The sequence below is a fragment of the Ruegeria sp. BB9 genome (genome assembly GCF_056539345.1).
In genome coordinates this window covers 100,552-120,870 of the sequence record NZ_JBQFUU010000003.1, presented here as the reverse complement: position 1 = coordinate 120,870, position 20,319 = coordinate 100,552, and the positions used below count along the sequence as shown (strand labels likewise).

At 62.8% G+C, this 20,319-nt stretch carries 22 protein-coding genes; 13 read left to right on the top strand and 9 right to left on the bottom strand.

Annotation, left to right across the window (positions count from 1 at the left end; genetic code table 11):
* Positions 1 to 96: 96 nt before the first annotated feature.
* The 3 genes from ACR0FC_RS11435 (at position 97) to ACR0FC_RS11425 (ending at position 2,163) form a co-directional block, all read left to right on the top strand.
* Positions 97 to 846 carry an SDR family oxidoreductase gene (locus ACR0FC_RS11435; RefSeq protein ID WP_093964250.1) on the top strand — a complete coding sequence of 250 codons (750 nt, stop codon included), beginning with the start codon at positions 97 to 99 and terminating at the stop codon, positions 844 to 846.
* Positions 843 to 1,451, top strand: a complete 609-nt coding sequence (locus tag ACR0FC_RS11430; RefSeq protein ID WP_170341288.1) for an enoyl-CoA hydratase/isomerase family protein — start codon at positions 843 to 845, stop codon at positions 1,449 to 1,451. The genes ACR0FC_RS11435 and ACR0FC_RS11430 overlap by 4 nt, the downstream gene beginning before the upstream one ends.
* A gap of 271 nt (positions 1,452 to 1,722) precedes the next feature.
* On the top strand, positions 1,723 to 2,163 hold the full coding sequence (locus ACR0FC_RS11425) for a hypothetical protein (protein ID WP_254437812.1): 441 nt from the start codon (positions 1,723 to 1,725) through the stop codon (positions 2,161 to 2,163).
* Here the strand turns inward: ACR0FC_RS11425 and ACR0FC_RS11420 are convergent, their stop codons facing one another.
* A complete protein-coding gene (locus tag ACR0FC_RS11420) occupies positions 2,164 to 2,460 on the bottom strand; it encodes an HNH endonuclease (RefSeq protein ID WP_170341290.1) in 297 nt (98 codons plus the stop codon).
* A 48-nt stretch (positions 2,461 to 2,508) separates the two neighbouring features.
* On the opposite strand from ACR0FC_RS11420, the gene ACR0FC_RS11415 reads away from it, so the two are divergent.
* Positions 2,509 to 3,699, top strand: coding sequence for a TIGR03862 family flavoprotein (locus ACR0FC_RS11415; protein WP_170341292.1), 1,191 nt, complete (start codon positions 2,509 to 2,511; stop codon positions 3,697 to 3,699).
* On the opposite strand, the gene ACR0FC_RS11410 is transcribed toward ACR0FC_RS11415, so the two are convergent.
* The 5 genes from ACR0FC_RS11410 to ACR0FC_RS11390 all read right to left on the bottom strand — a co-directional run bounded on the left by ACR0FC_RS11410 (position 3,696) and on the right by ACR0FC_RS11390 (position 8,984).
* Positions 3,696 to 4,292 carry a glutathione S-transferase family protein gene (locus tag ACR0FC_RS11410; protein WP_170341294.1) on the bottom strand — a complete coding sequence of 199 codons (597 nt, stop codon included), beginning with the start codon at positions 4,290 to 4,292 and terminating at the stop codon, positions 3,696 to 3,698. The two genes, ACR0FC_RS11415 and ACR0FC_RS11410, sit on opposite strands and share 4 nt — an antisense overlap.
* 81 nt (positions 4,293 to 4,373) lie before the next feature.
* Complete coding sequence (gene holA / locus ACR0FC_RS11405) at positions 4,374 to 5,402, bottom strand: DNA polymerase III subunit delta (protein ID WP_170341296.1); 1,029 nt, start codon at positions 5,400 to 5,402, stop codon at positions 4,374 to 4,376.
* On the bottom strand, positions 5,399 to 5,899 hold the full coding sequence (lptE, locus tag ACR0FC_RS11400; RefSeq protein WP_170341298.1) for an LPS assembly lipoprotein LptE: 501 nt from the start codon (positions 5,897 to 5,899) through the stop codon (positions 5,399 to 5,401). The genes holA and lptE overlap by 4 nt, the downstream gene beginning before the upstream one ends.
* Positions 5,886 to 8,423, bottom strand: a complete 2,538-nt coding sequence (leuS, locus tag ACR0FC_RS11395) for a leucine--tRNA ligase (RefSeq protein WP_170341300.1) — start codon at positions 8,421 to 8,423, stop codon at positions 5,886 to 5,888. The genes lptE and leuS overlap by 14 nt, the downstream gene beginning before the upstream one ends.
* Before the next feature lie 72 nt (positions 8,424 to 8,495).
* A complete protein-coding gene (locus ACR0FC_RS11390; RefSeq protein ID WP_170341302.1) occupies positions 8,496 to 8,984 on the bottom strand; it encodes a DUF3576 domain-containing protein in 489 nt (162 codons plus the stop codon).
* A gap of 280 nt (positions 8,985 to 9,264) precedes the next feature.
* Between ACR0FC_RS11390 and ACR0FC_RS11385 the strand changes: the two genes are divergently transcribed.
* Together ACR0FC_RS11385 and ACR0FC_RS11380 are read left to right on the top strand one after the other, a co-directional pair.
* Positions 9,265 to 10,347 carry a porin gene (locus tag ACR0FC_RS11385; RefSeq protein ID WP_170341461.1) on the top strand — a complete coding sequence of 361 codons (1,083 nt, stop codon included), beginning with the start codon at positions 9,265 to 9,267 and terminating at the stop codon, positions 10,345 to 10,347.
* Between the two features lie 103 nt (positions 10,348 to 10,450).
* Positions 10,451 to 11,110 carry a YggS family pyridoxal phosphate-dependent enzyme gene (locus tag ACR0FC_RS11380; RefSeq protein WP_170341304.1) on the top strand — a complete coding sequence of 220 codons (660 nt, stop codon included), beginning with the start codon at positions 10,451 to 10,453 and terminating at the stop codon, positions 11,108 to 11,110.
* On the opposite strand, the gene ACR0FC_RS11375 is transcribed toward ACR0FC_RS11380, so the two are convergent.
* Positions 11,094 to 11,594 carry a L,D-transpeptidase family protein gene (locus ACR0FC_RS11375; RefSeq protein ID WP_170341306.1) on the bottom strand — a complete coding sequence of 167 codons (501 nt, stop codon included), beginning with the start codon at positions 11,592 to 11,594 and terminating at the stop codon, positions 11,094 to 11,096. The genes ACR0FC_RS11380 and ACR0FC_RS11375 overlap by 17 nt on opposite strands.
* The gene (gene ribA, locus ACR0FC_RS11370) at positions 11,591 to 12,685 is read right to left on the bottom strand and encodes a GTP cyclohydrolase II (RefSeq protein WP_170341308.1); all 1,095 of its coding nucleotides are present in this window, start codon (positions 12,683 to 12,685) and stop codon (positions 11,591 to 11,593) included. The genes ACR0FC_RS11375 and ribA overlap by 4 nt, the downstream gene beginning before the upstream one ends.
* A 162-nt stretch (positions 12,686 to 12,847) precedes the next feature.
* Here ribA and ACR0FC_RS11365 point away from each other — a divergent pair, with 162 nt between their 5' ends.
* The 5 genes from ACR0FC_RS11365 to ACR0FC_RS11345 all read left to right on the top strand — a co-directional run bounded on the left by ACR0FC_RS11365 (position 12,848) and on the right by ACR0FC_RS11345 (position 16,372).
* Positions 12,848 to 13,534, top strand: a complete 687-nt coding sequence (locus ACR0FC_RS11365) for a response regulator transcription factor (RefSeq protein WP_093964262.1) — start codon at positions 12,848 to 12,850, stop codon at positions 13,532 to 13,534.
* Between the two features lie 192 nt (positions 13,535 to 13,726).
* Positions 13,727 to 14,515: an exodeoxyribonuclease III gene (locus ACR0FC_RS11360; protein WP_170341309.1), complete on the top strand. Its 789-nt coding sequence runs from the start codon at positions 13,727 to 13,729 to the stop codon at positions 14,513 to 14,515.
* An 88-nt stretch (positions 14,516 to 14,603) separates the two neighbouring features.
* Positions 14,604 to 15,521: a thioredoxin family protein gene (locus ACR0FC_RS11355; protein ID WP_170341311.1), complete on the top strand. Its 918-nt coding sequence runs from the start codon at positions 14,604 to 14,606 to the stop codon at positions 15,519 to 15,521.
* A gap of 27 nt (positions 15,522 to 15,548) precedes the next feature.
* On the top strand, positions 15,549 to 16,190 hold the full coding sequence (locus ACR0FC_RS11350; protein WP_093964265.1) for an LON peptidase substrate-binding domain-containing protein: 642 nt from the start codon (positions 15,549 to 15,551) through the stop codon (positions 16,188 to 16,190).
* Positions 16,187 to 16,372 (top strand): Trm112 family protein, encoded by a 186-nt coding sequence (locus ACR0FC_RS11345; protein ID WP_093964266.1) that lies wholly within the window; start codon positions 16,187 to 16,189, stop codon positions 16,370 to 16,372. Before ACR0FC_RS11350 ends, ACR0FC_RS11345 begins: the two co-directional genes overlap by 4 nt.
* Here ACR0FC_RS11345 and ACR0FC_RS11340 read toward each other — a convergent pair.
* Entirely contained in the window at positions 16,369 to 17,631 is a 1,263-nt protein-coding gene (locus ACR0FC_RS11340; protein ID WP_480656807.1) for an FAD-dependent monooxygenase, read from the bottom strand. The genes ACR0FC_RS11345 and ACR0FC_RS11340 overlap by 4 nt on opposite strands.
* A 57-nt stretch (positions 17,632 to 17,688) precedes the next feature.
* Between ACR0FC_RS11340 and ACR0FC_RS11335 the strand changes: the two genes are divergently transcribed.
* Complete coding sequence (locus ACR0FC_RS11335) at positions 17,689 to 19,017, top strand: amidase (protein WP_170341313.1); 1,329 nt, start codon at positions 17,689 to 17,691, stop codon at positions 19,015 to 19,017.
* 109 nt (positions 19,018 to 19,126) lie between these two features.
* A complete protein-coding gene (locus ACR0FC_RS11330; RefSeq protein WP_170341314.1) occupies positions 19,127 to 20,308 on the top strand; it encodes an aminotransferase class I/II-fold pyridoxal phosphate-dependent enzyme in 1,182 nt (393 codons plus the stop codon).
* The last annotated feature ends 11 nt before the right edge of the window (positions 20,309 to 20,319 follow it).

The window sequence follows — 20,319 nt, the reverse complement described above, 5'->3', positions numbered from 1 at the left end:
GTGGTTGTCGCGGCTGCCGTCAAGGGGCAAGGGCTGGACGATTTCCCCGTTTGCGCGGTACCACTTTACCCGATTTCAATCCAAAAGGATTACAGGATGCATATGAAGGGCAAAACAGTACTGATCACCGGAGCCAGCCGCGGCATCGGCGCCGAAGCAGGGCGCGTATTTGCCGCAGCCGGCGCCAATGTCGCGCTGGTAGCGCGCAGCCATGATCAGATCGATGCATTGGCCGCGGCACTGGGTGAGAACGCCATCGCGCTGTCCTGCGACGTCAGCGATTTTGCGCAGGTGGAACAAGCGGTTGCGGATTGCGCCGACCGCTTTGGCCGCGTGGACGTGCTGATCGGCAATGCAGGTGTGATCGATCCAATCTTTCACCTGTCAAATGCCGATCCAGCAGCCTGGAGCAAGGCCATCGACATCAACCTCAAGGGTGTGTTCCACGGGATGCGCGCGGTTCTGCCGCTGATGCGCGCGGCGGGCGGCGGGACGGTTCTGACCGTTTCCTCCGGAGCCGCCTCGAACCCGGTCGAGGCCTGGAGCCACTACTGCGCGTCCAAGGCCGGGGCGAAAATGCTGACCGAATGTCTTCACCTGGAAGAGGCGCATCACGGCATACGCGCCATGGGTCTGTCCCCGGGCACGGTGGCGACCGACATGCAGCGGGTCATCAAGGCCAGCGGCATCAACCCGGTCAGCCAGTTGGACTGGGACGATCACATCCCGGCCGACTGGCCGGCGCGGGCGCTGCTGTGGATGTGCTCGGAAGATGCGGACGAGTTTCTGGGAACCGAGATTTCGCTGCGCCGTGATGACATTCGCCAGAGGATCGGCCTGACGTGATCGACCTGACCCAGCAGGACGGTCTGTGGACGGTCACGATCAACAACCCCGGCAAGGCCAATGCCCTGACCGGGGCCATGTTGTCGGACCTGCTGCAGATCGCGGAAGCGGCCCAAGAGGCGCGCGCCCTGATCCTGACCGGAGCGGGCAAGGTGTTCAGTGCCGGCGCCGATCTGGACGAGGCGCGGGCAGGCCTTGCGACCTCGGACCTGTGGGAGCGTTTGTCCGGAGCCATCGCGGCGCTGCCCTGCCTGACCGTTGCTGCGTTGAACGGCACCATGGCGGGCGGGGCCAACGGTATGGCATTGGCCTGTGACCTGCGCATCGCGGTGCCCACGGCCAAAGTATTCTACCCGGTCATGCGGTTGGGGTTCCTGCCGCAGCCATCGGATGTGAAACGCATGCGTGCGCTGATCGGCCCCGCCCGGACCAAGTTGATCCTGATGGCAGGCCAGAAGGTCACCGCAGACGAAGCGCTTGCCTTTGGCCTGGTGGACCGGGTGGTCGCCCCGGAAGATCTGATGCAGACCGCGCGGGACCTGGTTGCCGACAGCCTGGCCGCTGATCCGCAGACGGCGGCCGGTATCGCCGGGATGTGCGGATGAGGATCGCTGCCCTTCGCCTGCGTGTGGCTGATCCCGCACGGCTGGCCGAGTTCTACAGGGTAAACCTCGGCATGGTCGTTCGTGCCGAGGGCGATGCGCGACGAGTGGGCTATCCGGGGCCCAGCGCCGACCTTCTGCTGTTGCCCGGAGGCTGCGGATACGCCCACGACCGGGGTCAGAGGTACTGGAAGATCGGCATCACCCTGCCGGATGGCTCCGGCGCGCCGGCGTCAACGTCAGCCGCCAGGCCCAGTTTCGAGATATCGGTTACATGTGCCACCTGTCGGACCCCGAAGGCTTCTCGATCGAGCTTCTTCAGCATGATTTCGAGGGGAACCGGCCCGAAAAGCAGCCGGATGCGAAGCCGTTCGGACAGGCCGCCATGGGCCAGATCACTCTGCGGACCGGCGACATTTTGGCAGAGGATGCGTTCTGCAGGGATTTGGGCCTGCGCCTGCTCTCCATGCAGGACGTGGCCTCGCACGGGTTTGATCTGCATTTCTATGCCTTCACGACCGAGGTGCCGCCGGACCCAGATCTCTGGGCGGTGGCCAATCGCGAATGGCTGTGGAAACGTCCCTATACCACCTTGGAATACCAGCATATTCCCGATGCGCGAATCGTTCCCGCGCCAGACTTTCTGGGCATCGAGGTCGAGGGCCTGGCTGCAACGGAAACAGACCCGATGGGTGACCCGTTCCTGCCAGCCTGATCAACGGCTGCGGCGTCGGCCCGGGACTTTGGATTGAAATCCCGGCGGACGTTTGCGTACCCAGTCCAGAAAACGGTTCAACCGGGGATGCGTGCGTAGGCTTTCTACAGTGTTGAAGTCTCGCGCAAGCTCGGCTTCGGTCAGGGTGGCGTGCACCTCCTTGTGGCAGATCTTGTGCAGCAGAACGGTGGGACCGCCCTTGCCACCTTTGAGTTTTGGGATCAGATGGTGCAGGCTGCCGGTCCCGTTCGGGATCGGGCGGTTGCAGAGCGGGCAGATCGGATCGCTGTTCGTCATCACTGGAACACAGTCGCGGCTGAACGCAAGTCAGGCAAGAGGGCAGATATGGCACAGGCAGTGGTGATCGGGGCGGGGCCCGCCGGGCTGATGGCTGCCGAAGAGCTTGCCGGGGCCGGACACAATGTGCTGGTTGCCGAGGCCAAACCCTCGGTGGCCCGCAAATTCCTGATGGCGGGGAAGTCCGGTCTGAACCTGACAAAGGACGAGCCGTTTGACCGCCTGATTTCGGCCTACGGCGATGCGGCGGACTGGTTGCACCCAATGATTGCCGCCTTCGATGCGCAGAGCGTGCAAAGCTGGGCGCGGGACTTGGGCCAAGATCTGTTCACGGGGTCCACAGGGCGGGTATTTCCCAAATCAAAAAAAGCTTCGCCATTGCTGCGCGCCTGGCTGGCGCGGCTGGCCGAGATGAGGGTCGAGATTCGAACCCGTTGGCGCTGGCTGGGTTGGGACGGCACCGCGCTGGTCTTTGATACGCCAGTAGGTCGGCAGAAAGTGGTTGCTGACGTCACGGTTCTGGCGCTTGGCGGTTCCAGCTGGGCGCGTCTGGGATCGGATGGCGCCTGGGCGCCGGCTCTGGCCGAGGCCGGGGTTCCACTGGTCCCTTTTGCACCATCGAACGCCGCACTGTCCGTCGAATGGAGCCCCCATATGGCCGCGCATTTCGGTCAGGCACTGAAATCTGTTCGGTGGCGCGCGGGCGACCTTGCCAGCCGTGGCGAGGCGGTCATTTCGGCCAAAGGTCTGGAAGGCGGCGGTCTTTATCCGCTGACACCCGCACTGCGGCAGGGATCTGATCTGTATGTGGACCTCGTGCCGGACCGCACGATCCACGATCTGTCCAGGCGTTTGTCGACAGCTGGCCCGAAAACCACTTTGACCCGTTGGTTGAAGAACGGCCTGCGCCTGCCTCCGCCAAAGATCGCCCTGTTCCACGAAATGACCCACGGGCAGAATCTCCGCCGCGATGATTGGGTCAAGACTTTGAAGGCTTTGCCTGTTCGCAATGCAGGCTTGCGCCCGCTGGACGAAGCCATTTCGACTGCGGGTGGCGTTGCGAGAAGCGGGCTGGACTCGGGGCTGATGCTGAAAGCCAAGCCCGGCGTGTTCTGCGCAGGCGAGATGCTGGATTGGGAAGCCCCGACCGGCGGCTATTTGTTGACCGCATGCCTGGCTACTGGTCGATGGGCAGGGCGCTCGGCCGCAGAATGGGCCGGGCCGTCCCAAGCGGATTAGGCGGATTTGGCCATTTCACCCAGTTTCTTGTAGGCCGGACGCTCGCGAACGCGCTTGCCGTAGGCTTTCAGGCTGTCTGAATTCATCGGGAAGCCAGCCGATTTTGCCCAGCTCATGCAGTGAATGCACAGGATGTCCGCGATCGTCATCTGCTCGCCCTGAAGGAATGGCCCTTTGAACCGTTGCCCCATGCGTTGAAAGCTGCGGTCAAACTCCCATTTGGCAGTTTCGACGACCTGTGGAACGCTTTTGTCCTTGGGCAGGATGAACATATGGCGGGCGGCCAGCCAAAGCGGAGCGTCGAATTCTTCCAACAGCGCGTGCAACAACGAATCCTGCTCGGCCCGTTCCGGGGTGCCGGCGGGGAAAGTGAAGGCCCCGTGCTTATCCGCCAGATAGGTCATGATCGCAGCGCTGTCCGAAATGACTGCATCGCCATCCTGCAGGACAGGGATCTTGCCCGTTCCGTTCAGGTCCAGAACGCACGGATCGTGCGGGCCGGCATCGATCCACTCATAGACCTGCCCCAACTCTTCCAATAGCCAGATCACTCGAGAGGCACGACTTTGGATGCGCCCGTAGATCTTGTACATGTCATACTCCTGCGTGGTTGCTCTGGCGTCAGGGTGGGGGACTGCGCCGCCGCGTCAAGTCGGACGCGCCGTCAGTTCAATTCAGCGTGACCGCGCCAGCATGGCCAGCCGGATCAGAGCGCGTTCGACCAGGGCCGTGGCCGGGGCAGTCTGCCCCGCCGACCGGAGAGACAGATCCGTGTCCGTCAGCACGGTCAAAGCGGTCTGCAGCTTGTGCGCGCCCCAAGTCTGCGCCTGCCGAAGGATCCGGTCACGCCGTTTGCCATAGACCGGCGGCCGGAGTTTGCCGATCCCTTGCGCCGCGCCACCGGGGTCCGAGGCGCAGGCATAGAGCGTGCGAAAATGGCGGGTCGCACCGATGCATAGGGACACCGCATTGGTTCCCTGCGCCTGCAACCGTCGGATCAGGGGCCCGATTTCACCGGATCGGCCTTCGGCAACGACGTTGAGAACGTCATCCAGGGCCGCCTCATTGGATTGCGGTGCGCAGGCCTCGATGTCCTCGACGGCAACGCCTGAGGCATCACCGCGTTTGTAAAGAGACAGCTTTTCAACGGTTTGCGCAAAGTCGCCCGGGCTGAGTTCGGTCGCCAGATCGCTGAGCACGGACATCGCGTCACGGGGAACGCTCGCAAGTCCGGCTTGGGCCAGAACACGCTCGATCTCCGCGCGCGACGGTGGATCGTCATAGATTCCGACCGCATAGGCAGCCCGATGGCCTTCGAACGCTTTGCGCAGCTTCGAGCTGGCCTTGAGCTGCCCGGCGGTCACAATGATCTGGGCGTCGCCTTGCGCCCAATCCTCGAGCGCGGCGGCGATCGCCGGGGTTGCGGCGTCGGTTGCATCCTCGACGAATACGGCGCGCGCACCGGGAAAGAACCCCACAGCCTTCACGGCATCCAGCAGAAGGGCAGGATCCGCGCGCAAATCCGAGGCCGGAAGACGGGTCAGGCGCATTTCCTCTTCGGCACCCGGGCCCAGCAGCGCGGCCAATACCTGCTGGCGCTTGAGCGCGACGCGCATTGCGTCGGCGCCGTAGATCAACAATCCAGTCTTGTCGGGGTCAGGTTTGGCGAAATACCCCTCGGCGTCGCGCGGGGACAGCTTCATGAAGCCAGGCCCGGTGCGGAATACAGGCGCGTGACGATCTGATCGGACAGGATGACCATCAGCCTCTCTTTGGCATCCCGTTCATCAGCGAGCGTGGAAACGGTGGACCCCGCGGCGGAGTAGCCTACGAAATCGGCCACAGTGCCGGACACAAGGATCTGGCCCGTTTCATTGGATTTCAGCGTATAGCTGGCGCGCCCGTCGATCGAATACCGGTTGGTCTCGTTCGAGGTCGTGATCGCGGCCCCGCGGGTCACAGTAGAGACCTGCACATTCAGGCTGTAATCCTTGGCCGAACTGACGCTGCGCCCCAGTGACTGCTCCAGATTCTGCACCAGAAGGTAGCTTTCGACCGAATCCGGCGCTGACACGGCGACCTTGCCGTACAATTCGCTGCCGGCGCCGCCCGGGGCATAAACCGGCTGGAACCCGCAAGCGGGCGCCACGGTCAACGCCGCCAACGAAAGCAGCAGGTTTCTGCGGTCAAACAACGACATTCACGATCCGGCCCGGAACAACGATCACCTTCTTCGGAGCAGCGCCATCCAGCGCCTTCTGCACAGCTTCGGTGCTGAGCGCGATTTTTTCAACCTGCGTCTTGTCCAGATCCTTGGCGACGCTGATTTCGGCGCGGCGTTTGCCGTTGATCTGGATGGGCAGGGTGACGGTGTCATCGACCAGCATCGACTCGTCTGCCACCGGCCAGGGCGCCAGCGCCACCAGCCTTTCGCCGCCCAGCATCTGCCACAGTTCTTCGGACAGGTGCGGGGTCATCGGCGACATCAGCTGCGCCAGCGTCTTGGCCGCCTGCCGCTTGGCCTGTGCGCCCGCCTTGGATTTGGCCAGCGTGTTGGTAAAGGCATAGAGCTTGGCGATCGAGGCGTTGAAGCCGAAGGATTCGACCCCGCCGGTCACGTCATGGATGGTCTTGTGCATCTCGCGCAGCAGCGCTTCGTCCTCGGCATTGGCCGGGGCGTCGGACGCGGCGATCTCGGACACGATGCGATGCACGCGGCTGAGGTGCTTGTGCGCGGCCTCGGCGCCGGCGGCGGTCCATTCCACGTCACGCTCGGGCGGCGAATCGGACAGAACGAACCAACGCGCGGTATCCGCCCCGAAGGCCGAGATGATGCTGACCGGGTCGACCACGTTTTTCTTCGATTTCGACATCTTGGCCGAGGGGATGATCTCGACCGGCTCGCCCGTCGCCTTCAGCTTGCCGTCCTCGACCTCTTCGGGAAGGTGATAGACCGGGCGGCCCTTGTCGTCGCGGGTCTGATAGATTTCATGGGTGACCATGCCCTGGGTGAACAGCGCGTCGAACGGCTCGATCGCCTTTTTCGGCAGATGCCCCGTCAGATGCATGGCCCGGGCGAAGAACCGCGAATACAGCAGGTGCAGGATGGCGTGTTCGATGCCGCCGATATACTGGTCCACGTTCATCCAGTACTCGGCTTCGGCCAGATCGGTCGGCGTTTCCGCCCGCGGGGCGGTGAAACGGGCGAAATACCACGACGAATCGACGAAAGTGTCCATCGTGTCGGTTTCGCGCTTGGCCGGTTTGCCGCAGGACGGGCAGGCACAGTCGCGCCAGGTCGGGTGACGATCCAGCGGGTTGCCCGGTTTGTCGAAGGTGACATCGTCGGGCAGGCGAATCGGCAGGTTTTCCTTTTTCTCCGGCACCACGCCGCAATCGTCGCAATGTACCACCGGGATCGGACAGCCCCAGTAGCGCTGGCGCGACAGGCCCCAATCGCGCAGGCGGTACTTGGTCACGCCTTTGCCCCAGCCGGCCTTCTCGGCAAAGTCGATAGTCGCGTCGATGGCTTCCTGTCCGGTGGCCTCGGTCAGACCGGCGAAATGGTTGACCCAGCGCACCTTCTGCTCTTTCGGCGGGACGAAGGCGATCTTGTCCACCGGCGTGTCGTCATCCAGGGCAAAGAAGGTGTCGATTACCGGCAGGTCGTATTTGCGGCAGAAATCCAGGTCGCGCTGGTCATGCGCGGGGCAGGCAAAGATCGCGCCGGTGCCGTAATCCATAAGGATGAAATTCGCGATCCAGACCGGCAGTTCCCAGTTCGGGTCCAGCGGGTGTTTGACGCGGATGCCGGTGTCGAAACCCAGCTTCTCGCCGGTCTCGATGGCCTCTTCCGTGGTGCCGCCCTTGCGGCATTCGGCAACGAATTCAGCGACTTCCGGGTTCTCGGCCTCAAGCTGCTTGGCTATCGGGTGATCGGGCGAGATACCCACGAAAGACGCCCCCAACAGCGTGTCCGGTCGCGTGGTATAGACGGTGATGGGTGCGCTGCCGTCGGTGCGCTCGAAGGAAAACTCCAGCCCGCGTGACTTGCCGATCCAGTTTTCCTGCATCAGCCGCACCTTGGCGGGCCAGTTGTCGAGCGTATCCAGCGCATCAAGAAGCTCTTCCGAGAACTCGGAGATCTTGAAGAACCACTGGGTCAGCTCGCGCCGCTCGACCAATGCGCCCGAGCGCCAGCCGCGGCCGCTTTCCACCTGTTCGTTGGCCAGCACGGTCATGTCCACCGGGTCCCAGTTGACCACGGCGTTCTTGCGATAGACCAGCCCCGCATCCAGCATGTCGAGGAACAGCGCCTGCTGCTGGCCGTAATATTCCGGGTCGCAGGTCGCGAACTCGCGCGACCAGTCGATCGACAGGCCCAGCGGCTTCATCTGCGCGCGCATGTCGGCGATGTTGCCATAGGTCCAGTCCTTGGGGTGGCCGCCGATGGCCATGGCCGCGTTTTCCGCCGGCATCCCGAAGGCGTCCCAGCCCATCGGGTGCAGAACGTTGTGCCCGGTGCTCAACTTGTGGCGCGCGATCACGTCACCCATGGTGTAGTTGCGCACATGCCCCATATGGATGCGCCCCGACGGATAGGGGAACATTTCCAGCACATAGTATTTCGGCTTGTCCGCCGTCCGTTTGGCGGTGAAGATCCCGGCCTTGTCCCAGGCCTCTTGCCATTTTGCTTCGATTTCGTTGGCCGAGTAACGCGACATCATGCGGTCCTTCGTGAATGAAAACGCCGGGCAGGGGCCCGGCGTGGTAATATTGTGATTTTCTGCGGGTTGCTAGAGCTTGTTGTCCGCGATCCGTAGCTGGCGCGCCCGCGAAAGAATCGCATCTTCGACCGCACGCGTGGTCGCCGCGCTGACCGGAGCGCCCCCGCTGGTCTGCAGAGCCACCGAAAGGGACCGCGCCGCCAGGGCCGGATCACTGATGTGCACCGTTGCCCGATAGGACCGCCCACCGCCCGGCGGTTTGCCGTAACCCGTTATGATAACGCCGGTAAACGGATCCACCTCCTGCACCGGCAGGAAGCTGAGCACATCCAGCGACGCCGCCCAAAGGTACCGGTTGACCTGGGTGACCTGTTCCGAGTTGTTGGGGCCGAACACATCCCAGATGGTCGAACGATTCGGATCGTTGAGCTCGCGGGCCTCGGACGAGCTGCCGTCGGCGGATAGAACATTGGGGTTGGGCGACGTGCTCCGATTCTGTCCGCACGCAGAAACGGAGGCAGTCAAAACGGTCAAACCCAAAATCGTCAGCAGGCGCATCGTCGGCAGGTCCTGTTTTCACATGTTTTGCTTTGCTAGGAGATACTCCTAGACAACGTACTGTGCTGCAACAACCCCATTCTTGGCTTACGTACCGGTGCCGCTGAAATATCGGGGTGAATTCGACTGTGGCATCCTTGCACCAATTTGGGGCCAAAGAACCGAAGCTGTCCAAGGCATGCTTGCGCAACAGGGGCAAAAAGAGCGAAACGGTCTGCGTGCTGAGACATATGCAGCAGGTATGTGTCGAGTAGAAATTATTGAAACCGAGGGAAACAAGATGAAAAAAGTTCTCTTCGCATCGACCGCACTGATCGCAACCGCATCGGTTGCCGCGGCCGAAGTTAAGTTCAGCGGTTATGGCCGCTTTGGTATCGGTTACCTGGAAGACCGTACCGGCGTTGTGACCAACTTCAACACCGGCCAAGCCGCTATGACCACTACCGCAAGTGGCGGCATGACCACCGTGACCACAACCAGTGGTGCGACGGTTACCACCACCACCACCAACACCACGACCGTTTCGACCGACGAAACCATCCTGGTCTCGCGCTTCCGCCTGAACATCGACGGCATCGCGGAAACCGACGGTGGCGTCCGCTTTGAAGCACGTGTTCGTCTGCAGGCTGACGAAAACGCCGGCAACGGCGAAGCAAACGCAGCCGGCCTGAACGGCGCTCGCTTCTCGGTCATCTACGGTGGTCTGCGTGTTGACGCCGGCAACGTTGCTGGTTCGTTCGACAACTTGGCAAACTACTACGGTAACGAGCCGGGCCTGGAAAACTTCATCGGTCAGTACTCGGGCGTTGACTACAGCTTCCTGGGCTACTCGTCGACCGGTGCTGGTTCGAACGCTGTGTTCTTCCAGTACGCAGTTGGTGACTTCGCCTTCGGCGCATCGTACGACCAGGCAACCTTTGGCCTGAACGGTGTTGCAGACAGCGCAGACCGCTGGGACATCAGCTTCACCTACAGCTTCAACAACTTCACCGCAGCTGTTGCTTATGGTGAAACCAGCGCCATCGGCGACGTTGTTGAGAAGCAGAGCCTGGCAGTTCTGACCCTGGGTGCTGAATTCGGTGACTTCTCGGGCACCATCTTCGTCGCAGACGATGACGTTGCAGACGAGGACCTGAACGGTACCGCATACGGTCTGTCGGCAGCCTACAACGTTGGCGCTGCAACCACCCTGACCTTCGCTTACGGCGACGGTTCGGCTGACAACGACACCCAGCAGTACGGCATTGGCGCCATCTACGACCTGGGCGGCGGTGCATCGCTGCGCGGTGGTATCGGCCAGTCGAAAGCCGGTGACGGCGACAGCCGCCTGCGCGCTGACTTCGGTGCTCAGTTCAACTTCTAAGTTGATCTGAACCGCAAGGTTTGAGGGCGGGTCTTCGGACCCGCCCTTTTCTTTTGTACCGACATGGTGTTTTTCTGCGGACAAATGGAAACAGAGGGAATCCATGTCGCTGCAAGAAATCACCGCCCGCATCGCCAAGGCCGAAGCCGCAGCCGGCCGCCCCAAGGGCTCGGTCCGGCTGATTGCTGTATCCAAGGTGCAGCCCAACGATCGGGTCGAGGCCGTGTTGAAGCAGGGTCACCGGTGTTTTGGTGAAAACCGGGTGCAGGAGGCCGCCGGCAAGTGGCCCGCCTTCCGTGAAAGCTATCCCGATATTGATCTGCATCTGATTGGTCCGCTGCAAACCAACAAGGCGCGGCAGGCGATGGAGCTGTGCAACGCGATCCACTCGGTCGACCGTCCCAAACTGGCCAAAACCCTTGCGCGGCTGGCGCAAGAGCTGGGGCAGTGTCCTGAGCTGTTCATTCAGGTGAATACCGGCGAAGAGGCCCAGAAAGCCGGGGTTATGCCCGCCGAGGCCGATGATTTTGTCGCCGAATGCCGCTCACTTGACCTGCCGGTGCGTGGGTTGATGTGCATTCCGCCCGTCGACGAAGAGCCCGCGCTGCATTTTGCTCTGCTGGCCAAGATCGCGCGCCGAAACGGTTTGGAAGGCCTGTCCATGGGGATGAGCAGCGATTTTGAAACCGCGATCGCGCTGGGTGCAACTCATGTCCGGGTGGGGTCGGCCATTTTTGGTGACCGGGTCAAACCCGCGGAATGATGATCCGGGTTCCGGGTGCGACGCGCCGCGCGATCCAGTGCAGATCGTCGCGCTGGAACGCCACGCAGCCTTCGGTCGGATAACCCGGTCTGCGCCACTGATGCAGAAAGATCGCTGATCCGCGCCCGGGTGTGGCGACGGGCCAATTCCAATCGGTAATCAGCACCAGATCGTACAGCGGGTCAGCCCGACGCAGGCGTTCGTGACTGCATGGATAGGGCGCCCGAACGTGTTGGTTGTAGTCCTGATCCCCATCGTCATCCGACCACAGATCGCCCGGCCCGATGGGCAAAGCCCACGGGGCGGGAGGCGCAATCCGATCCGGGCGGTACAGCATTCCGACAATGTGGTGGTGCCCTGTGGGGGTGGCCCCGTCGCCCTCGCGCTTTTGGTTGCTAAGGCCACCTCTGCCGATGGTGCAGGGAAACCTGCGGCCGAAGAACCGCACTCCGGTCGGCGTCACCACCAGATCAAGAGGGCTCACAGCAAGTGGCCCGATTTCGAGGCCTTGGTTGCCAGATAGGCCCGGTTGTGGGCGGTTTCCCCGACCTTCAGCGGCACACGCTCGGTAACGGCAATCCCGGTCCGTTCCATCATTGCGATCTTGGCCGGGTTGTTGGTCAGCAACCGGACCGAACTGAACCCAAGCGATTTCAGGATGTCCGATCCAAGGCGGAAGTCGCGCTCGTCATCTTCAAACCCAAGCCGGTGGTTGGCTTCGACCGTGTCGAAGCCCTGATCCTGCAGGAAATAGGCGCGCATTTTGTTGGCCAAGCCGATCCCGCGACCCTCTTGGTTGAGATACAGCAGGACGCCATGCCCCTCGGCCCCCATCTGGGCCAGGGCGCCGCGAAGTTGCGGGCCGCAGTCGCATTTCAGGCTGCCCATCAGGTCACCGGTAAAACAGGCCGAATGCAACCGCGCCAGAACAGTTTTCGAGCGATCCGGCCGGCCGATTTCGATGGCATAGTGCTCCTCGCCACCGTCCTCTGGGCGGAAGACGTGCAGACGACCGGCCTCGGACACCTCCATCGGCAGGCGCGCGGCAACCACCTCGTGCAAGGGGCTGCGATCGGCCAGATGCGGCGCGGCGCGTGTGTGGTCGATGCAGGTCAGACCGTGTGTCGCCGCAAAGGCCCGGCCGTTTTCGACCGCAACCACCACCGCAGCGGGCAGCAGGCGGGCGGATTTTGTCAGTGCGATTGCGATGCGATGCAGGTGCGCATTGCCCTGGCGCTGAGTCATCAAGGGCCCCTTCATCGGGGCATTCAGGTCATCGGACGGGTCTGCAACCGCCTGCACCCACCCCAGATCAGCCTCGGCCGGTATCACGACCCGAGCAAGATCACCGTCATAGGCGCGGGCTTTCAGCGTTTCGGCCCGTCGTCCTGTGATGGCAACCACAGGCGTGTCGCCAAGCCCCCTCAGGTCCGCCAGACGCTGCGGGTTGAGTGTCTCTGCGGCGACGGCAACAACGCTGAAATCCCCGTCATCCGTCAGCACGACCGGAACGCCCATCCGAAGGTCGGCACGCGCCCGGGCCAGCAACTCGGTGATGTCTGGAATGAGACTCATTGATGTTATCCTGTAACGTTCGACCCTCGTCCTAGCCCGTTCGAAAGGAAATGTGAAACATTTCCGGCCCACCAGACACGAGGGCGTGAGAGCATTGCAGCAAAACTTGTTGATTGCATCTTCCAAGCTCAAGTGTTGCAAAAGGTTTAGGAGGACCGGGACATGGCGCAACTCAAGAAAATTCTGCTGGTCGATGACGATGAAGACCTGCGCGAAGCGCTCAGCGAGCAGTTGGTGATGACCGAGGACTTTGATGTATTCGAAGCCTCCGACGGCCAATCCGCGATGGAGCGGGCGCGCGAAGCCATCTATGACCTTGTGATCCTGGATGTGGGTTTGCCCGACACAGATGGGCGCGAGCTGTGCCGGCTGATGCGCAAGCAGGGGGTCAAGAGCCCGATCCTGATGCTGACCGGCCATGACAGCGACGCCGATACGATCCTGGGTTTGGACGCGGGTGCCAACGACTATGTCTCAAAGCCGTTCAAGTTCCCGGTGCTTCTGGCCCGGATCCGTGCGCAGCTGCGCCAGCATGAACAATCCGAGGATGCGGTTTTTGTCCTGGGGCCCTATACCTTCAAACCCGCGATGAAGATGTTGATCACCGAGGACGACCGCAAGATTCGGCTGACCGAGAAGGAAACCAACATTCTCAAATTCCTGTATCGCTCGACCGACGGCGTGGTGGCGCGCGATGTGCTGCTGCACGAGGTCTGGGGCTACAACGCCGGTGTAACCACACATACGCTGGAAACGCACATCTACCGCCTGCGTCAGAAAATCGAGCCCGATCCCTCCAATGCGCGCCTTTTGGTCACAGAATCTGGTGGATATCGACTGGTGTCGTAACCATAGGTGGATTGATGTGGATCAAAGTGATACTCTTGAAGCATCTTTAGGATAATCCCATCCCGTGCATGTCCGGGTCATGACATGTACCTCCCTGTTGGACTGCCGGGCCTTTGGCCCGGCTTTTTTTCGGATGGCACCCCGGCACCTGCCGCGCTAGTTTGCCCGAGTCGCGACAAGGGAACCCCGATCATGCCTTTCACTCTGGCCACCTGGAACATCAATTCCGTTCGCCTGCGCGAGCCCATCGTGCTGAAGCTGCTGCAGGAAGAAGCGCCGGACGTGCTCTGCCTGCAAGAGTGCAAATCGCCGGTCGACAAGATCCCGACCGAGGGATTCGCGGAACTGGGCTACACCCACATGATCGCCCGCGGTCAGAAGGGCTATAACGGCGTGGCCATCCTGTCGCGCCTGCCGATCACGGATCTGGGCGATCAGGACTTTGCCGGGCTGGGCCATGCCCGGCATGTGGCGGGGCGATTGGAAAACGGGGTGATCATCCACAATTTCTACGTCCCGGCAGGCGGCGACGTTCCCGATCGCGAGGTGAACGAGAAATTTGGCCAGAAGCTGGATTACCTGACCGACATGCGGGACTGGTTCCACGCTGAAAAGCCGCAGAAATCCATTCTGGTCGGTGACCTGAACATCGCCCCGCGCGAGGATGACGTGTGGTCGCACAAGCAACTGCTCAAGGTCGTGTCGCACACGCCGATCGAGGTCGCGCAACTGGCCGAGACGCAGGATGCGGGCGGCTGGGTCGATATCACCCGGCAGGACATCCCCGAGGGACAGCTCTACAGCTGGTGGTCCTATCGCGCCCGCGACTGGGATGCGGCTGACAAGGGGCGGCGCCTGGATCACGTCTGGGCGACGCCTGATATCTCGAACGCCGGCCATTCCAGCCGCGTCCTGCGTGACGCGCGCGGCTGGGAGAAGCCCAGCGACCACGCGCCCGTCTTTGCCAGTTTCGATCTTTGATCGGTGCGGGATTCCGCAACTCGGCCCTTGGTTTCCCGGTCGGCTGGTTGCATATAAGGCCCAAGACTGAATCCGGAGAGTGAATGCCATGGAACTTCTGAACGGCGCAGGCAGCCCCGCAGCCACCGATCTGATCAAAGACGGAACCGAGGCCACTTTCATGGCCGATGTCGTCGAGGCATCGCAGGAATTGCCCATTATCGTCGACTTCTGGGCGCCCTGGTGCGGTCCGTGCAAGACCTTGGGTCCGGCCTTGGAAGAGGCCGTGACCGCGGCCAAGGGCGCGGTCAAGATGGTGAAAATCAACGTGGACGAGGCGCAGATGATCGCCTCGCAATTGCGTATCCAGTCGATTCCGACCGTCTACGCCTTCTTCAAGGGGCAGCCGGTTGACGGGTTCCAAGGCGCTTTGCCAGGATCGGAGATCAAGGCCTTTATCGACCGTGTGATCGAGGCCGCCGGGGGCCAGAGCCCGGGCGGCCAGCTGGACGAGGCCGTGGAGGCCGCCGAAGAGATGCTGAATGATGGCGCGGCAGTGGATGCGGCCCAGACCTTTGCCGCCATTCTTGGCGAAGACCCCAAACATGCCGCGGCCTATGGCGGCCTGGTGCGGGCGCATATCGCGATGGGTGACCTTGATCAGGCCGAGGCGATCCTGAACGGCGCTCCGGCCGAGATTTCAACGACGGCCGAGTTGGAAGCTGCCCATGCGCAGCTGGAACTGGCCAAACAGGCCGCAAATGCCGGGCCGGTGGCCGAGTTGACGGCAGCGGTCGAAGCAGATCCCGACAACCATCAGGCCCGGTTTGACCTGGCGCAAGCGCTCTATGCCAACGGCAAGGCCGCCGAGGCGGTTGACCAGCTTCTGGAGCTGTTCCGCCGCGATCGGGAATGGAATGATGGCGCAGCCAAGGCGCAGTTGTTCACCATCTTCGATGCGCTCAAGGCCAATGACCCGATCGTTTTGAACGGTCGCCGCAAACTCAGCTCGATGATATTTGCCTAACCGCGCATCAGAGCTAGAATCGGAAACATGATGCATCCCGCCGATCTGCCGGACACGGTGTCCGTGTTTCCTCTGCCCGGGGCGCTGTTGCTGCCCCGGTCACGCCTGCCGCTGCATATTTTCGAGCCCCGCTACCTGCAAATGCTGGATGACGCCTTGAAAACCAAAGAGCGGTTGATCGGCATGGTCCAGCCGAACCCTTGTCAGAACGACGACACCAAATTGCATCGGATCGGATGCGCCGGACGTGTCACGCAGTTTTCCGAGACCGAAGACGGGCGCTATCTGATCACTCTGTCCGGTGTGTCCCGGTTTCGCATCCAATCCGAATTGGATGGTTTCACGCCGTATCGTCGCTGCGCCGTTACCTGGGACGGGTTCGACCGCGATCTGGGCAAAGGGGAAATAGACGATACGTTCGACCGGTCCGGTTTCCTGCGTCTGCTGGGGCGTTACTTTTCCGCCCGCCAACTGTCGACCGATTGGGAGTCACTGAACGAGGCGGATGACGAATTGCTGGTCAATTCCCTGTCTATGCTTCTGGATTTCGACCCTGAGGACAAGCAGGCCCTGCTTGAGGCGCCCTGTCTGCGCACCCGGCGCGAAACGCTTGTCACACTGATCGAATTCTCGCTGCGCGGGGGTTCAAACGAGGAACAATTGCAATGACAGAGACGGAACCGGGATTCGACCGCCACATGCTCGAGGCGCTGATCTGCCCACAGACTCATACCACGCTGGAATATGACGCCGAGCGGCAGGAGTTGGTCTCGAAAGCCGCTGGTCTGGCTTTTCCCATCCGCAACGGGATTCCGGTGATGCTGGTGGATGAGGCGCGCAAGCTCGACTAGATCGGGCGGCCCTGCAGCAGCTTGGGCAGGTCGCCTGTCAAACCGGCGGCCTCGCGCACGAAGCCGCGGCGCAGGCTGGGCAGGGAGCCCACGATGCCCATTCCGATGTCGCGCCCCAGCCGCAGTATCGGATTGTCGTTCGAAAACAGCTTGTTGAACACATCCGTCGCCATTGCCAGGGCGGCCGTGTCAAAGCGACGCCATTCCTGATAACGCTCCAGAACCAGCACCGAGCCGATGTCCTCGCCGCGTCGCCCGGCCAGTATCAGCACCTCGGCCAGCGCGCCGACGTCGCGCAGCCCGGCGTTCAGCCCCTGACCGGCGATCGGGTGCATGCCATGGGCGGCATCGCCCACCAGCGCCAGACGGTCTGCGATGAAGGAATTGGCGATGGTCAGGTTCAGCGGATAGGTGAATCGGTCACCCTGCAGGCGGATGTCCCCCAGAAAATCGCCGAACCGGGGCCGCAGGACCTGAAGGTACTCGGCCTCGTCCAGTGCGTTGATGCGCTGCGCGGTGTCAGAGCGTTCGCTCCAGACGATCGAGCTGCGATTGCCGGTCAGCGGCAGGATCGCCAGCGGGCCGGGGGGCATGAAGAACTGATGTGCGATGCCGTGATGCGGCAGGTCGTGTTCGATGGCGCAGACCAGCGCGGTCTGGCCGTAGTCCCATCCGGTCCGCTTGATCCCGGCGCGGGCGGCGGTGCCGCTGCGGCGGCCGTCGCACCCCACCAGAAGCCGACCGGACAGCGCCGATCCGTCATCCAGCGTCACGGTCACGCCACCAGGCCCGGTTTCCTGCGCAACCACGGTTTTGCCATCGACCCGAGTGATCGCCGGTTCTGCCTCCATCGCCGCAAGAAACGCGCGCCGCAGGTGACGGTCCTCGACCATATAGCCCATCGGGCCTTCCTCGATCTCGGCATGGTCGAAATGCATGAAAAACGGCGACGGGCCTGCGCCCGCATGGCCATCGGTGACCTTGATCTCCAACATCGGCTGGGCGTGGTCCGCGACCCGCTCCCAAATGCCGATCGCGGCCAGCAACCGTTGCGAGGCCAGCGCCAGCGCATAGGCACGCCCGTCGAACGCCGCGTTCTTGCGCACCTTCTCGGCCAGTGCGTCGATCACGGTAACGGTGTGCCCGGTCTGCGCCAGCGCCAGCGCCAGGGCGGGGCCGTTCAGCCCGCCGCCCACGATCAAGATATCGGAAACCTGTGTCATGCGGTGCAATATGCGCGCCCTTTCGGGATTGTCCATGTGCAGTCCTGTCGCTACCGTCGCCGAAACACGAATTTTTCCGACAAGGGGGCAAAGATGCAGGACTGGCTGACCATGACGGCATGTGACCTGGGCCGGGGGATCGGCATGGGTCAGATCGATCCCGAGGAGCTGACCGAGGTCTATCTGGCGGCCATCGACGCCCATCCGCACCGCGACCGCATCTATGCCCGCGTCACGCATGACCGCGCCCGCGCCGAAGCCCGCGCAGCCAAGGAACGGGCGGCCCAAGGGCTGCGCCGGTCCCTGCTGGATGGGGTGCCGATCAGCTGGAAGGATCTGTTCGACACCGCCGGGATCGGAACCGAGGCCGGATCGGCCCTGCTGCGCGGCCGGGTTCCCGACCATGACGCAACCGTTCTGCGCAACGCGACGGCCATGGGCGCGGTCTGTCTGGGCAAGACGCATATGAGCGAGCTGGCCTTCTCGGGCCTTGGCCTGAACCCCGTCACCGCGACGCCGCCCTGCGTGAATGACGAAAAGGCGGTTCCGGGCGGGTCGTCTTCGGGCGCAGCGGCTTCGGTGGCCTTTGGTCTGGCAGCCTGCGGGATCGGCTCGGATACGGGCGGATCGGTGCGCATTCCGGCCGCGTGGAACGACCTGGTGGGGCTGAAGACCACCTCGGGTCGGCTGAGTCTTGAGGGCGTGGTCCCCTTGTGCCTGCGGTTCGACACGGTCGGCCCGCTGACTCGGTCGGTCGAGGATGCGGCGCAGATGCTGGCGCTGCTGGAGGGCGGAACGCCGGCCGATCTGCGGGGCGCCGGCCTCAAGGGGCGGCGGTTTGTCGATCTGCAGACCATCGCGCAGGACGATTTGCGCGACGCACCACGCCAGGCCTATGCCGAGGCGCTGGATCGCCTGCGCGATGCCGGGGCCGAGATCGTGCCGCTGGAGGTGCCGGAGCTGGCCGAGGCGATGGGCCTGTCCGGTGTCCTTTACACCACCGAAGCCTATGGCCTGTGGCGCGACGTGATCGAGGCCAACCCCGAGGCGATGTATCCCGAAATCCTTGAACGGTTCCGCGCGGGCAAGGGGCATTCCGGCCCGGATTACGTGGCCGCATGGTCTCGGCTGAAGGCCTGCCGATCGGCCTGGGACGCGGCCACCGCCGGATTCGACGCGGTTCTGGCCCCGACCGCTCCGATCCTGCCGCCGGATCTGGATCGGCTAATGAACGACCATGACTACTACGTCACCGAGAACCTTCTGGCCCTGCGCAACACCCGGATCGGCAACCTGATGGGGCTGGCGGCGCTGTCGCTGCCCACCACGATACCGTCCTGCGGGCTGATGATGTTGGGCTATCCGGGCTCGGAAGAGGCGCTTTTGCGGTTGGGTGCGGCGGCCGAGGCGGTTCTGACCTGAATGCCACAATCCCCTGATTCGGAACCTCTTTGTCTGGACGCGCGGGGGTTCGGCCTGTAATCTGCTGGAAAACCGGGGCGCCAATGATCCCGGTATCGAGGCAGCAGTCATGAATTTCCCCGAGCGGTTTTCGAACCTACCGGCCTATGCTTTTCCGCGTCTACGCGCCCTGCTCGACCATCACGCGCCGGGCGGCGATGTCGTGCATATGACGATTGGCGAGCCCAAGCATGACTTTCCGCCCTGGGTGACCGATGTCATCGTGGAAAATGCCGCCGGATTTCAGAAATACCCGCCGAACGAGGGGTCCGACGCGCTGCGCGGGGCCATCGCCGACTGGATCGACCGTCGCTATGGCGTGCGGATGGACGCCGAGACCAACATCATGGCACTGAACGGCACGCGCGAGGGGTTGTATAACGCCGCCATGGCGCTCTGCCCCGAGCAGAAGAACGGCCAGCAGCCGATCGTTTTGTGCCCCAACCCGTTCTACCAGGTCTACATGGTGGCCTCGATCTCGGTCGGGGCGCAGCCGTATTTCGTGCCGGCCACCGCGGCCACCGGGCATCTACCGGACTATGCCGGCCTGCCAGAGGATGTGCTGAACCGCACCGCCGTCGCCTATATCTGTTCGCCCGCCAACCCGCAGGGTGCCGTCGCCTCGCGCGACTACTGGGCCGAGCTGATCCGGCTGGCCGAGCGGTACGATTTCCGCATCTTCGCCGATGAGTGCTATTCCGAGATCTACCGCGACACGCCGCCCACCGGCATCCTGACCGTCGCGCAGGAGCTGGGCGCCGACCCCGAGCGGATCACGCTGTTCAACTCGCTGTCGAAACGGTCGAACCTGGCAGGGCTGCGGTCGGGGCTGATAGCGGGCGGGCCGGAAAGCATCAAGCGGGTCAAGCAGTTGCGCGCCTATGCCGGGGCGCCTTTGCCGTCGCCGTTGCAGGCCGCCGCGGCCAAAGTCTGGGCCGACGAGGCGCATGTTCAGGAAAACCGCGCGCTGTATCAGGAAAAATACGCCATCGCCGATCAGGTGTTCGCGGGCGTTCAGGGCTATATGCCGCCCGAGGCGGGGTTCTTTCTATGGCTGCCTGTCGAAGATGGCGAGCAGGCCGCATTGAAGCTGTGGCAGGAATCCGGGGTTCGGGTCCTGCCGGGCGCATATCTTTCACAAGGGGATCCGGGGCAGAACCCGGGCAAAGGCTTTATCAGGGTCGCGATGGTGGCCCCAAAAACAGAGATGCAGCGCGGGCTGATCACGCTCCGCGACTGTATCTATTCGTGAGGTACGAGGGC